At 61.8% G+C, this 13,922-nt stretch carries 10 protein-coding genes; 2 read left to right on the top strand and 8 right to left on the bottom strand.

Going from position 1 to position 13,922, the window contains the following annotated elements; genetic code table 11:
- Nucleotides 1-7: 7 nt before the first annotated feature.
- Genes J1N02_RS23430 through J1N02_RS23400 form a run of 7 tightly spaced genes read right to left on the bottom strand, consistent with a single transcriptional unit; the run spans nt 8 to nt 8,788 of the window.
- A complete protein-coding gene (locus J1N02_RS23430; RefSeq protein ID WP_421147797.1) occupies nt 8-1,408 on the bottom strand; it encodes an LLM class flavin-dependent oxidoreductase in 1,401 nt (466 codons plus the stop codon).
- Between the two features lie 37 nt (nt 1,409-1,445).
- The gene (locus tag J1N02_RS23425) at nt 1,446-3,104 is read right to left on the bottom strand and encodes a dipeptide ABC transporter ATP-binding protein (protein WP_421147796.1); all 1,659 of its coding nucleotides are present in this window, start codon (nt 3,102-3,104) and stop codon (nt 1,446-1,448) included.
- A complete protein-coding gene (locus tag J1N02_RS23420; protein WP_421147795.1) occupies nt 3,101-3,964 on the bottom strand; it encodes an ABC transporter permease in 864 nt (287 codons plus the stop codon). The genes J1N02_RS23425 and J1N02_RS23420 overlap by 4 nt, the downstream gene beginning before the upstream one ends.
- Nucleotides 3,965-3,979: 15 nt before the next feature.
- Nucleotides 3,980-5,032, bottom strand: a complete 1,053-nt coding sequence (locus tag J1N02_RS23415; RefSeq protein ID WP_421147794.1) for an NADP(H)-dependent aldo-keto reductase — start codon at nt 5,030-5,032, stop codon at nt 3,980-3,982.
- Nucleotides 5,033-5,064: 32 nt separating this feature from the next.
- Nucleotides 5,065-6,318, bottom strand: a complete 1,254-nt coding sequence (locus J1N02_RS23410) for an acyl-CoA dehydrogenase family protein (RefSeq protein WP_421147793.1) — start codon at nt 6,316-6,318, stop codon at nt 5,065-5,067.
- Between the two features lie 23 nt (nt 6,319-6,341).
- A complete protein-coding gene (locus J1N02_RS23405) occupies nt 6,342-7,274 on the bottom strand; it encodes an ABC transporter permease (protein WP_421147792.1) in 933 nt (310 codons plus the stop codon).
- Nucleotides 7,271-8,788: an ABC transporter substrate-binding protein gene (locus tag J1N02_RS23400; protein WP_421147791.1), complete on the bottom strand. Its 1,518-nt coding sequence runs from the start codon at nt 8,786-8,788 to the stop codon at nt 7,271-7,273. Before J1N02_RS23400 ends, J1N02_RS23405 begins: the two co-directional genes overlap by 4 nt.
- A gap of 619 nt (nt 8,789-9,407) precedes the next feature.
- Here J1N02_RS23400 and J1N02_RS23395 point away from each other — a divergent pair.
- Nucleotides 9,408-11,558 carry a TonB-dependent receptor family protein gene (locus J1N02_RS23395; RefSeq protein WP_421147790.1) on the top strand — a complete coding sequence of 717 codons (2,151 nt, stop codon included), beginning with the start codon at nt 9,408-9,410 and terminating at the stop codon, nt 11,556-11,558.
- A gap of 123 nt (nt 11,559-11,681) precedes the next feature.
- On the opposite strand, the gene J1N02_RS23390 is transcribed toward J1N02_RS23395, so the two are convergent.
- Nucleotides 11,682-11,879: a hypothetical protein gene (locus tag J1N02_RS23390; RefSeq protein ID WP_007901093.1), complete on the bottom strand. Its 198-nt coding sequence runs from the start codon at nt 11,877-11,879 to the stop codon at nt 11,682-11,684.
- A 223-nt stretch (nt 11,880-12,102) separates the two neighbouring features.
- Here J1N02_RS23390 and mobH point away from each other — a divergent pair, with 223 nt between their 5' ends.
- Nucleotides 12,103-13,824 carry a MobH family relaxase gene (gene mobH / locus J1N02_RS23385; RefSeq protein WP_421147789.1) on the top strand — a complete coding sequence of 574 codons (1,722 nt, stop codon included), beginning with the start codon at nt 12,103-12,105 and terminating at the stop codon, nt 13,822-13,824.
- Nucleotides 13,825-13,922: the final 98 nt, after the last annotated feature.

Raw genomic sequence — 13,922 nt, 5'->3', positions numbered from 1 at the left:
ACCCCACTCACGATGGAAACCGCAACGGCGACGTCGGCTGAAGCAACGCCGCAGGATCCCGATAACGCGCGCCAAAATGGTCATGCGGCAACCGCGCCTGCCCAGCCCCAAACAACCGCTCCCGCAGAGTCTCCCCCTCGTTATAACGCTCACGAAACCGTCCACGACGACGCAATTCCGGCACCACCAACTCAATAAAATCCCGCGCCGTCTCAAACGACAGGTACTGCCGAAGATTAATCCCGTCGACCCCATCCTCATCCAGCCATTTCTCAATCGCATCCGCCACCACCGTCGGCGTACCCGCAACAAAAAAACGCTCGCGGTTGAAGCCACCCAACTGCGCCAATACCGCCCCCACAGTGGAGCCCGCTTTGTAACGGCTCAAGCTCTCCCACCCCTTGACCTGACGACTCACCAGATCACTGATCAAGGTATCGCGAGGATACGCCGTCAAGTCGATCGCCGATTGCCCATGAGCCAGGGAGGCCTCGACACTCACCAGCTTGCGGTAGCTGTCGAGCTTGGCACTGACCTCCTCATCAGTCCGTCCGACGATCACCCCGGCCATGACGATAAACTTCAACCCCGCCGGATCGCGATCATGCTCCACCGCCTTCTGCCGCATGGCCTGGATATTCGCTCGCACCGCCGGCGCATCGTTACCACCGGTGAACACCACTTCAGCATGCCGCCCGGCAAACTCGATACCCGCCGGTGAACCGGTGGCCTGGAACAACACCGGCGTACGTTGCCGCGAAGGCTGGCACAGGTGGGGGCCGGCGACCTTGAAGTGCTCACCGACGTGGTTGATGTAGCGCACCTTGCCCGGGTCGGTGTAGATCCGGCGCTCGCGGTCGACGATTACCGCGTCGTCGTCCCACGAGCCTTCCCAAAGTTTGTACAACACGTCCAGATATTCATCGGCGATCTCGTAGCGGTGATCATGGACCACCTCATTGTCGTGCCCGAAGTTGCGCGCCGCATTCGGCAAATACGAGGTGACGATGTTCCAACCCACCCGCCCCTTGGTCAGGTGATCGAGGGTGCTCATGCGGCGGGCGAAGGCAAACGGCGGTTCGTAGGTGGTGGAAAAGGTCGCGCCGAAGCCAAGGTTTTTAGTCACCCCGGCCATCGCCGGAATCACCAGCAGCGGGTCGTTGCTGGGGATCTGCATGCCTTCACGCAACGAGGTTTCAGGGCCATCACGAAAACGGTCGTAGGTGCCAATCACGTCGGCCAGGAACACACCGTCAAAGGTGCCGTATTCCAGCAATTGCGCCAGCTCGGTCCAGTAGTCGAGGTCGTTGAAGCGGTGTCGGTTGTTGTCCGGGTGCACCCACAAACCATGGACGATGTGACTGACGCAGTTCATTTCAAACAAATTCACGTGCAGTTGCTTGGGCACCTGAAGCACTCCTTTCGTAGATAAGTTTTCCAATACGTCAGATCGCGACGTTCAGATAGAACGCGACTGGCGTGTAGTCGGTTTCAAGGGTCGGGATCGCGTCGATCAGCGCGCGGGTATAGGCATGGGCCGGGCGGTCGAACACGGCGCGTACCGAGCCGGACTCCACCACTTCGCCGGCCTTCATCACCAGTACGCGTTCACTGACGTGATTGATCACCCCCAGGTCGTGGGAGATGAACAGGCAGGCCAGGCCGAGGCGGCGCTTGAGGTCGTCGAGCAGCTCCAGAATCTGTGCCTGTACCGACACGTCCAGCGCCGAGACCGGTTCATCGCAGATAAGGATTTGGGGCTCGGAAGCCAACGCCCGGGCAATCGCGATGCGCTGACGTTGGCCGCCGGAGAGTTCGATGGGTCGGCGGGACAAGGCGCTGGCATCGAGGCGCACCAGTTCCAGCAGTTCCAGTGCGCGGTCGCGCCGTGCGTGACGCGGTACACCGGCCACCACCAGCGCTGCGAACAGCACACGCTGCACGGTGTAGCGCGGGTCGAAGGAGCTGAGGGGGTCCTGGAACACCACTTGCACCGCACGCCGGGCTTCGCGTTTTTGCCGGGTGTCGAGGTCGGACCAGCGCTGGCCCTTGATCCATACCTCGCCGGCATCGGCGGTTTCCAGGCCGAGTATCAGGCGGGTCAAGGTGGTCTTGCCGCAGCCCGATTCGCCCACTACCCCCAGGGTTTCGCCGCGACGCAGCTGCAACGACACCTGGTTCAACACCGTGCGGGTTTTGGCGTCGGGACCAACAAAGGTTTTGGAGAGATCACGCGCTTCGAGCAGCACCTCGCCTTCGGGAGCAGGCCCCGGTTCAACTGCCGTAAGCAACCGGCGTGTGGGCTGGAAGTGCACGGCCTTGGCCGCCCGCAGCAGCAGTTGCGTATACGGATGACGCGGGTCTTGCAGGACCTGCTCGGTGCTGCCCTCCTCCACGATCACCCCATGGCGCATCACGGCCACGCGATCGGCCAGGCGCGAGACCACCGACAGGTCATGGCTGACCATCAGCAGCGCGTTGTCTTTGCCCCGCAGGCTTTCCAGCAGCGCGATGACCTGGGCCTGCACCGTTGCATCCAGTGCCGTGGTGGGTTCATCGGCAATGATCAGCCGTGGGTTGCAGGCGATGGCCGAGGCGATCAACGCACGCTGGCGCAAACCGCCGGAAAGTTGCCAGGGGTATTGGCTGGCGCGCAGTTCCGGTTCCGGCACGCCAACATCCCGCAGCAGCTCCAGCACCCGCAAGCGGCGCGCTTCCAGACCCAACGTGGTGTGCAGGTGCAACGGCTCCTCGATCTCGGCACCGACGCGGCGTAGCGGGTCCAGCGCGCCGAGGGCGTCCTGCATCACAAAGCCGATGCTCGCGCCGCGCAGTTGCTGCCAGGCCCGCTCATTGAGCTGGCGCAGGTCGACGCCCTGGAAGGCCAGCTTGGCGGCCTGGACATGAGCGTCCTTGCCGGTGAGGCCGGCCAGGGTGCGGGCAGTGACGCTTTTGCCGGAGCCCGACTCCCCCACCAGCGCCAGGCATTCACCGCGATGAAACTGCAGGCTGACGCCGTGCAACACCGGCTCGGCCTGGCCGAAACGGACCGTCAGGTCGCGGATATCGACCAGCGGGCCGAGGGTATGGATGTTCATCGTCATAGGGGCTTTCCTTCGCTGCGGCGCAAGAGTTCGCGGCCGATGGCACTGATGGAGACAACGGTCAGGGTGATGATCAGGGCGGGCCAGGCCACCAGCCACGGCGCATTGGCCAGGAAGCTGCGCCCGATGGACATCATCCCGCCCCACTCCGGCGCGGGCGGCGGTGCGCCGAAGCCGAGGAAGCTCAAGGCGGCGCCGGCGGTGAGCGCGCCGCCGACGCCGATGGTGGCGAGGATCAGCACCGGCTTGAAGGCATTCGGCAGGATGTGCCGCAGCACCACCGCCAGATGGGATTGGCCGAGGGTGACAGCGGATTCGACGTAGCCGGCGTTGCGTACGCTGAGGGTTTGCGCCCGCACCAGCCGCGCATAACGCGGCACGCCGGCGATGCCAATCGCGAGTATCAGGTTGGCCGTGCCCTGGCCGAAAAACGTGATGATCACCAGCGCCAGCAACAGGTCGGGAAACGACAGCAGCACGTCGATCCCGCGCATCAGGGCGCCATCCAGCCAACGCGGACCAAGGCCGGCGATCAACCCGAGCACGGTGCCCCAGGCCAATCCCAGCGCGGTGGCAGCGAGGCCCATGAACAGCGACGAGCGCACGCCATAAATCAACCGGCTGAGCACGTCGCGCCCGTTCTCATCGGTGCCCAGCCAATACACGTTGCTCGGCGCCTGGAACGCCAGGCGCGCCGACGCCTCCAGCGGGTCATAGGGGGCCAGCCATTGCGGAACAACGGCGGCCAACAGCAGCAGGGCAACAAACACCCCGGCGAGCAATAGGCCCGGCCGCAGCCGGGTCAGCCCGGCAAGACGCAACGGGCGAATGCCGCTCAACGTATCAATGGTCTGCGTCATGCCAGGCTCCTCGTTCTAGGGCGCAGGGTTGGGAATGCGCTGGTGGATGGCCTGGATCTGCGCCTTGATCTCGTCGCTGAGGCTCACGTCCAGCGCGCCGAGGTTGTCGCGCAATTGCGCCAGGCTGGTTTGCCCGGTGAGCGCGCTGGTGACGAAGGGTTTGTCGATGATGAAGGCCAGGGCCAACTGGGCCGGCGTCAGGCCATGCTGCCGGGCAATTTCCACGTAGCCGGTGATGGCTTCCTGGGCCGAGGCGCTGTCGTAGCGGTTGAAGGTGCGGTACACCGCCGACAGTCGCGAGCCCTCGGGACGTGCGCCGCCCAGGTATTTGCCGGTGAGCGCACCGAAGGCCAGCGGCGAGTACGCCAGCAGGCCGACGCCTTCGCGGTGGGTGAACTCCGAGAGGCCGCCCTCGTACAGGCGATTCAGCAGGCTGTAGGGGTTTTGCACACTGGCAATTCGCGGCAGGCCGAGGCGTTCGCTTTGCTTGAGAAACTCGGCGACGCCCCACGGGGTTTCGTTGGAAACGCCGATGTGACGCACCTTGCCGGCCTTCACCTGATCGGCCAGCACCGCCAGGGTTTCCTCGATGGCGACGCTCTGGGTGTCTTCCCGATACGGGTATTCGCGCTGGCCGAAGATGTTGGTGGTGCGGTCCGGCCAGTGCAGCTGGTAGAGGTCGAGGTAGTCGGTGTTCAGGCGTTTGAGGCTGCCGTCCAGGGCTTCGACGATGTTGCGCCGGTCGTGGTGGCTGAGGCCGTCGCGGATGTGTTGCTGGCTGCAGGGGTCACGGGCCGGGCCGGCGATTTTGCTCGCCAGGATCACCTCGTCCCGGCGACCACTGGCCGCCAGCCAACTACCGATGTAGCGCTCGGTGGTGCGCCAGGTTTCGGCCTTGGTGGGCGTGGGGTACATCTCGGCGGTGTCGATGAAGTTGATGCCTTCGGCCAGCGCCAAATCAATCTGCTGATGGGCATCGGCTTCGGTGTTCTGGTGGCCCCAGGTCATGGTGCCCAGGCCCAGCACGCTGACTTGGATATCGCTGTTGCCCAATTGGCGGTAACGCATGGGTGATCCTTTTTTATTCAAGGGTTGAAGGCTCATACCGCACTCGCTTCGTCGCGGGCGGCCTGCTGCTCGGCGTCGGCGGCTTGCAGGCTGCGCCAGGCGGCGTTGGGGGTGACGTCGTTGAGGTAGTAGTTGCCCAGGGCCCGTTCGCGAAAGATCGCCGGGTTATGGGAGGCCAGGGTGCGCGCGTTGCGCCAATGCCGGTCGAAACGTCGCGACTCGCTGGTGGCGGAGGCGCCGCCGACTTCGAACAGCAGCGTGGTGGCTTCCAGTACTTGTTCCAGCACGATCTGTTGCGCCTGAAAAGCGCGGATCTCCGCCTCGGTGTAATGCTCTTCGTTGGCGTAGCCGCCCTGCTCTGCTTCGTGCACCTCCTGAAGGACCTCGGCAACGGCCAGCACCTGGGTACGGGCGGCATAGGCCAGGCTCGACAGGCGACCGATCACCCGCTGCACCAGCGGATCGTCCTTGGGGCTCGATTGCCCCGGCACGCCAAACGCGCGGGTGCGGCCTTTGACGAATTCGGTGGCGTCGCGCAGCACGGCGTTGGCGATGCCGGCCAGGGTCGCCAGGTGGAACAGCTGGTAGAACGCGCTCAGGTAGGACTCGGCGCGCAGTTCGTCTTTCTTGAAGCGCCGTACGATGTGCTGCGCCGGTACGTCGACCGCCTTGAAGCGCGTGGTACCGCTGCCGGTGAGGCGCTGGCCGAAGCCGTCCCAGTCATCCTCGACGGTGACACCCGGCGCGTCGGTACGCACCGCGAGGCTGACAAAATCCTCGCCATCCAGGGCAACGGCGGCGATCCAGTTGGCGTACAGCGTGCCGGTGCAGTAGTACTTCTCGCCGTCCAGCTGCCAGCCGGAATCGACGGCGCTGAGGGTCACCGAGTTGCGGGTGGTGTCGGTGCGTTCGGCCATGGCCGCGCCCCACAGCTCGCCGTCGACGACTTTGGCGAACCAGTAATTTTGGGACTCGCCGTCACGGCTGGAAATCCGGCCCTCAACAAACCCGAAATGCGCGCGCACGATCTGCGGCAGGTTTGAATCCGCCTCCCCCAGTTCAATCAACAGGCGAAACAACTGCGGCAAACTCGCACCCAGGCCGCCCAATGCCTGCGGCACACGCAGGGCGCCAAAGCCGGCCTCCCGCAGCCACGCCACCGCATCATGGGCCAGCTCGCGTTGCTGCTCGCGGGCGACGGCGGTGTCGGCTATCCGTGCAAATACGTCGGCGAAACGCTGGTGCAAGTCGGCATAACTCACCGCAGCGGGGATCGAAGCACTCATGGTTTTTCCTTCTTCAAAGACACTCACGCTTGATTGGCCCGGGGGTCAATCCAGCGGTTGATCAAATCGACGGCCAGGTTCACCAGCACGTACACCGTGGCCGCGAGCAGGGTCACCCCCAGCACCATCGGCACGTCTTTGTTGCTGGTGGCATCGAGCATCAAGCGCCCGATGCCCTGGCGTGCGAACAGCAATTCCACCACCACCGCGCCCCCCAGCAGGCTGGCGAACACGAACCCGGCCAGGGTCACCAACGGCACCAGCGCGTGGCGCAACGCATGGCGCAGGCGCACAGCGGTTTCGGACAGGCCGCGTGCGCGGGCCATGGCGATAAAGGGTTGTTCGAGGGTGTCTTCCAGGGACTGACGCAGCAGTTGGGTCAGCACCGCGGCTACCGGCAAGGCCAGCGCGACCGAGGGCAGGATCAACGAACGCCAGCCCACGGAACCGGACGGCGGCAACCAGTGCCAATGAAACGAAAACACCAGCAACAGCAGCATGCCGATCACAAACGAAGGCGCCGACGACAGCACCAGTTCGCTGCCGGAGGCGACTGAGCGCACCCAGCGCGAGCGGTTGGCGGTGAGGATTGCGCACACCAGGGCCAACACCACCGCCAGCAGCGCGGCGCTCAGGGACAGTTGAATGGTGGCGCCAATCTGCTCGGCAATCGCCTGCTGCACCGGGATACGCAAGCGGTAGGACTCGCCGAGGTCACCATGGGCCAGGCGTACCAGGTAATGGCCGTATTGCACGATCAGGGGCTGGTCCAGGCCGTATTCGGCACGCACCCGGGCCAACAGCTCCGGCGTGGGCATCGAATCCGGGCCGCCGAGGATCGCCAGCGCCGTATCTCCGCCGCTGAAATTGACCGCGAGAAAGGTCAGCGTCGCCGCGCCCCACAGCACACCGATGCCCGCCAGCAGGCGCCAGGCGATGGATTTGAACAGGCTCATGGTTGCCCCCGGCCCAGCCAGATGCTGGTGAAAAACGGTACGTTGTGGGAGGTATCAAAAATCACGCCCTGGACTTGCCGGCCATACGCGGTGAGCACCTGGCTTTCCACCGAAGGCACCGCCGGGACGGTTTCGGTCAGGCGCTTTTGCGCTTCGCCGTAGAGCGCCTGCAATTCAACCGGGTCGCGGGATTGGCGAGCGGCGCTGAGTACCCGATCCAGCTCGGCATCACGAAAGCGCCCGACGTTCTGGCCGATGATCTTGTTGGTGCTGATGGCCTGGCTGTGATAGAGCACGAACAGGCCGTCGGGTGTGTTGGTGTGCCAGTAACCGCCGGCCAGCGCCTGGAATTTCCCGGCGTAGCGTTTCTCGGTCACCCGGGTCAGCGGCAGCATTTCGATGAGCATCTCAAACCCGACTTTTTTCAGGTCGGCCTGGATGGCCACCGAAACGCTGGCGGGAAACGCCGGGTTGTCATAGGACAGCATCGTTGCCTTCAGGCGCTGACCGTCCTTGGTTCGATAGCCCTGGGCATCGCGCCCGGTCCAGCCAGCGTCGTCCAGCAGCGCATTGGCGGCTTTGACGTCGTAGGCCAGGGCGTCGTTGTTGGGTTGATAAAACCGGGTGTTAGCCGCCAGGAAATCCGCCTTGGCGATGTATTCGCCGAAGCCTGAAATCCATGCCAGCCCTTCGCGGTCGATGGCCTTGGCGACTGCGCGGCGCACGCGTACGTCGTCAAACGGTGGCTGTTCAACGTTGAAGGTCATGCTGCGGCTCGGGTTGCCTTTGCGGATCCGGCTGCGCATCACCAGGTTCGGGTTGGCACGAATGGCGGCGGCGTTCTGGGCCGGCGCGTCGAGGGCGAAATCCGACTGGCCGGACTCCAGCGCCGTGAAGCGGATCATGGCTTCGGGGACGTAGCTCAACTCGATACGGTCCAGGTAGGCCTCACCCTTGTGCCGCGTCACCGGTGGCGCCCAGTTGTAGCCGGGCCGCTTGATGAACACCGCACCCTGGTCACGGGTGTAGCTCTGCAACAGGAACGGGCCGCTGCCGATGGGATGTTCAGCGATGGTCTTGGGCGCTTCGCGAATCTGCTTGGGGGAGATCATGCTCAGCCAGGACTGCGCCAGCACGTCGAGGAAGGGTGTGTAGGGTTCGCGCAAGTGGGCTTCGAAGGTGTAGTCATCGATGACCTTGCCGCCCAGGTACGGCGCGATATAGGCCGCAGCCAGCGGGGACTTGGTCGCCGGATCGCGCATGTGCTCCAGGTTGGTTTGCAGCGCCTGGGCGTTGAATTTCTCGCCGTCGCTGAAGGTCACGTCATCGCGCAGGTGAAAGGTGTAGGTCTTGCCGTCCTCGGAGATGTCCCAGGAGCGGGCCAGCCATGGGCTGATATTGCCCTGCTCGTCCTGATACACCAGGCAATCGTAGAGAATTCGGCCCATCCATTGGATGTTGCCGTTGGATAAGGCGTGAACATCGAAACTGCCGGCGTCGGAGGCGGCGGACACTCGCAAAGTTCCACCGCTGCGACCCGGTGACGGCTCATAAAAGTCCGCCGCCGAATAAGTCACCACACCATTAGTGACGACCCCATCGGCCGCCGAAGTTTCATGTTGTGGTGCCGCAGCCGGTGAACAGGCATTGATCGCCAGGGACAGCGATATAACTGCCGACAGTTTCAGGATGGTTGTCAATGACGCGTCCTTAGAGGAACTCTATAAACACTGAAAGTTTGCAACTACAGGGTGTAATGCAGTGAGCATGCCAGTCTTTCAGAAACGCCACCCCATCCATAAAACAAGCGCGAACCCCTTAAAAAACGGGCGTAATCCTGCCAAACACTTATATGGTTATACCCGTTATACGACCTTGAGTTGTTGGTAGCATTACACACTGCTTATCAACTGTTGCGTTTGCGACAGTTGAAGTAAATCCGGCAATAAAGTTGACTGTTGAAAATTAAACACTGATTCAAAACAAAGTATCCCGCAGAACACTTACCTCCCACTAAGCGCCCGTAATCCTTGGCAAATAGCGTTGGCATAGAAACTGCTCAGAGCGAAACAGGCATGACTATTCGAATAGAAAGCTGGGGCTATCTTTATCTATTCACAAGGAACACGCTTAATGGATCCGATCTTTCGGGGAGAGTTGCAGAAGTTGACACTTGCCGTGCGGCAAGCCACTTGGCTGGCGATGCTGGGACTGGGCTCGGCCCTGGTGTTTTCCGCCAGCGCACAGGCAGAGGATGAGGTCACACCGACAACCGGTACACGGCTAAAGACCGTGACGGTGGAGGCACAAAAAATCACGCCCGTGGAGGCGGCAAAGAGTCAGTTGTCCGAGGTGCCCGGCGGCACCAGCGTGGTGGACAGCGAACAGGTGGCCAAGGGGCGCACCGCCACCTTGCAGGACACCCTCGCCTACCAGCCGGGTGTGTTCGTGCAGTCCACCGGTGGTAACGACGCGGCCAAGATCTCGATTCGGGGCTCGGGGGCCAACACCTCGCCGGGGTATTTCCGTGAGGGCATCAAGTTCCTGTTCGACGGCCTGCCGATCACCGGCCCGGGCGGCACACCCTACGAATTCCTCAACGGCTCGGGGGTGAACTACACCGAAATCCTGCGCGGTGCCAACGCCTTCCAGTACGGCGCACTGAGCCTTGGCGGCGCCATCAATTTCGTCAACCAGACCGGCTACACCGCACCCGGGCTACGGGTGCGCGCGGAAACCGGGAGCTACGGCTATAACAAGCAAAGCCTGAGTGTCGGCGGCGTCGAGGGCGCGTTCGATTACTACCTGAATGCCGACAACTACCGCAGCGATGGCTACCGCGATTACAGCCTGTCGAAAAGCCAGGGCGTGGTGGCGAACTTTGGCTACCGCTTCAGCCCGCAACTCGAAACCCGGGTGATGCTGCGTTACCGCGACGAGTTCCACAACGACCCGAGCGCCACCACCCTGGATGCGGTGAAGCACCACTCCGACCGCGCCAGTGCCACCGCCGAAAGCAGCGGCGCCGGCAGCCGTCGCCCCGGCAGCGTATGGTTGGGCAGCAAGACCACCTACACCTTTGAGGACGACGCCACCCTGTCGGTGGGCTTCGTCTACTACCAGTACGCCCACAACAACAGCCCGAACAGCCCGAGCAACCCCAGCTACTGGGACTGGCATGACCTGAGCGCGGTGATCAACTACGACCGCCGCGACACCCTGTACGGCCACGAAAGCCGCTCCAGCCTGGCCTTCACCTCCACCGAACACCTCAAGGGCCAGGTCGACTCCACCTTCGCCAACAAACAGACCCGCAAGTTCGTCGACTACAGCTCGTCTTTCGATCACGTGTTCTCCGTGGGCAACGACCTGGAACTGGTGGACGGCCTGTGGCTGACCAGTGGCGTCTCGGCGATCAACGTACGGCGCCATGCCGGCGTCAAGGAAGCCCTGGTGGCCAACACCACCACGTACCCGAGCGATGTGACCTACGACAACTGGAGCCTGGCACCGCGAATCGGCGTGCGTTACGAGTTCACCCCGCAACTGCAAGTGTTCGCCAACGTCAGCCGCTCCGTCGACCCACCGGCATCGTGGGAATACTCCGGCTCCGGGCCGACCTCGCCGTACGTACGGCCGCTGGTGGAGCAGAAAGCCAATACCGTGGAAGTCGGGATCAAGGGTTCGTCAGGCATCTTCGACGGCAGCCTGGCGCTCTACCGCTCATGGGTGAAAAATGAATTGCTCAACGTGCAGATCATTCCGGCCACCTCCACCGCAGCGGCGGTAACCGGTGCATTCAACGCCACACCGACGATCCACCAAGGGATCGAGGCCGGCTTGAATACACGCCTGTGGGAAAACACCTCGGGTGAAAAAATCACCCTGCGCCAGGTGTACACCTACAACGACTTCTACTACCGGCACGACCCGACCTTTGGCGACAACCAGTTACCGGGGATTCCGAAGCATATCTATCAGGGCGAGGTGCAGTATCAGCACCCGGCGGGCTTCTATACCGGGGTGAACGTGCAATCGGCTTCGCGTACGGCGGTGGACTATGCGAACAGCTTCTATGCGCCCTCCTACACAATCTTCGGGGCGAATGTGGGGTATGAAACGCCGAGCAAGGACTGGAAGGTGTCGCTGGATGTGAAGAACCTGACCAATCAGAAGTACGTGACGGCGGTACAGCCGCTGTATGACGCGAAGGGGCAGGATACGGCGTCGTTGTATCCGGGGGAAGGGATCGGGGCTTATGTGGCGGTGGAAATGCGCTATTGAGTCGGCATCGACCGCCGGGGTTATCGCATAACCTTAGCTGTCGACGTTCTTATTCCTCTTGCGCTGACGGGGCTCAACTCGCATTGGGCAACGAATCAGGGATGGGCAAACACCCGCAGCCTGTCATTCCGCATCCAAGTTCTGCGCCAGAAAATCCACCAGCTCGAGCGGACTCCGACTGTCAATCACCTTGTAGATCAGATCGCGTTTACTGCGCGGCAACTTCTTGACCACGCTCTTCGCCGAGGCCCTAACGGCTTCGTCGGTCCCATGGATACGTGCCGCGAGCAGCAGCACGAGCGTGGCGTCAGTGAGGTTCATGGCAAGACCCAAAAAATAGGCACCGCAGTGTACCGACTCTTGTCTTTTTCGTACTAGCCCCCTTACAAAACGATGTCTAGCAGTATCCATATTTCGATTGCCGCACAAAAGGACACGCGCCAAAAGGATGGGTAAGGGTTGGAAGGGAATGGGGAGTCAAGGGTAAGAGCCCTATCCGAAAAGGCTAAAAGGCCACTGACCCAACCATTTCCCGGAGGTCACGATGCTCAGTCTGTTTCGCCACAAAAGGCAGAAGCCCCCTCCGTCACCGACCGTGAGCATCGCCGAAGGTTACTTGCCCATCGAGTCGGCCCACAGCTTGTTAGCAGCGGAGCACCGCCGCCAGTTACTCGATCGCATCTGGCAGTACACCGCCCTCTCCCATGCGCAGTTCGTCCAACTCTATGTAAATCCGATCCATCGCTACGCCGAACAGGTCCAGCAACTCCCGGCCAGCGAGACGCACCACCATGCGTATCTCGGCGGCATGCTCGACCATGGACTGGAACTGGTCGCGTGCAGTCTGAAACTGCGTCAATCCTATCTGCTGCCCACCGGCGCCGCGCCCGAAGACCAAGCCGCCCAGACTGATGCCTGGTCCGCCGGAATCGCCTATGGTGCCCTGCTGCATGACATCGGCAAGATCGCCGTGGACCTGCAGGTCGAACGTCAGGATGGTCGTCTTTGGCATCCTTGGCAGGGCCCCTTGGATCAGCCCTACCGCTTTCGCTACATCAAGGGTCGCGACTATCACCTGCACGGCGCTGCCGCAGGCTTGCTCTACACCCAGATTCTCGACCGACCTATCCTGGACTGGCTCAGTGGATTTCCGTCGCTGTGGGCCAGTTTGCTGTATGTCCTGGCCGGTCAGTACGAGCGTGCCGGCGTGCTCGGTGAGTTGGTGATTCAAGCCGACCGCGTCTCCACCGCGCAAAACATAGGCGGAAATCCAAGCAAGGCGCTACAAGCACCGATTCATTCGCTGCAACATCACTTGATCAGCGGACTGCGTCACCTGGTCCATCACGAGCTGAAACTCAACCAGCCGGGTGCCGCAGGATGGCTGACCCAGGACGCCCTATGGCTGGTCAGCAAGACCGTCACCGACAAGCTGCGAGCCTACCTGCTGTCGCAGTCGATTGAAGGTATTCCTTCATCCAACATCGCCGTGTTCGACGAACTGCAATCGCATGGACTGGTCGAGTCTACCCCCGAAGGCAAAGCCATCTGGACTGCGCTCGTTGCACAGGGAAACTGGCAGCAGAGTTTTACCTTTCTGCGCCTTCAACCGGCGCTGATTTGGGGAAGCGAAGACCGCCCCGAAGCTTTCAGTGGAACGGTGAGCATTGCACTCGATGACAATCAGCCCAACGCTCCCGTACCACCACTCTCCCCCAAGGCAGTCAATACAAGATCAGATCAAAGCTCTTCGTTGCCAGATCCCATGGCGATCGAAGATGCCGACTATCTCGGCACGCTACTGGATATGTTCGACTCGGGAGAACCTGGATTTCGTGAAGTAACGTCAGAAAGCGCTCCCGAAATCTCATATTCACATTCGAACAACCCAGGCCAGGCTTTCCTAAGTTGGGTCAGGGAAGGCATCCAAAGCCACAAGCTGATCATCAATGACAGCAAGGCCAAAATCCACACGGTATGTGGCGGCGTATTTCTGGTCACGCCTGGTCTCTTCCAACGTTATGTCCAGGAGTTTCCTGGTATCTCACATGGGGCCGATCAAGAAATTGAAGAATGGCATTGGGTACAGAAGCAGTTCGAAAAACTAAAGGTCCACAGGAAGCGAGACGACGGTTTGAACATCTGGACATGCCAAGTTGAAGGCCCACGGAGAAAGGCCAAACTCAAGGGCTACTTACTCGAAGATTACAAGCTACTCTTCGAATCACCGCCCCCAGAAAACCCTTACCTCATGCTTGAGGCCTAGAATTTCGTTACCGTGGATTTGCGATAGCTAGTGGTTCGGACAATTGTGAGTTAGATGAGCCTGCGACCGAAAGCCATCCCCTTCTAGGTTGGCCAACC

The sequence above is a fragment of the Pseudomonas sp. NFX5 genome, from assembly GCF_049132125.1.
Taxonomy (GTDB): domain Bacteria; phylum Pseudomonadota; class Gammaproteobacteria; order Pseudomonadales; family Pseudomonadaceae; genus Aquipseudomonas; species Aquipseudomonas marginalis.
The sequence above is the reverse complement of the archived record's forward strand: the minus strand, read 5'-3'. Positions and strand labels throughout refer to the sequence as shown.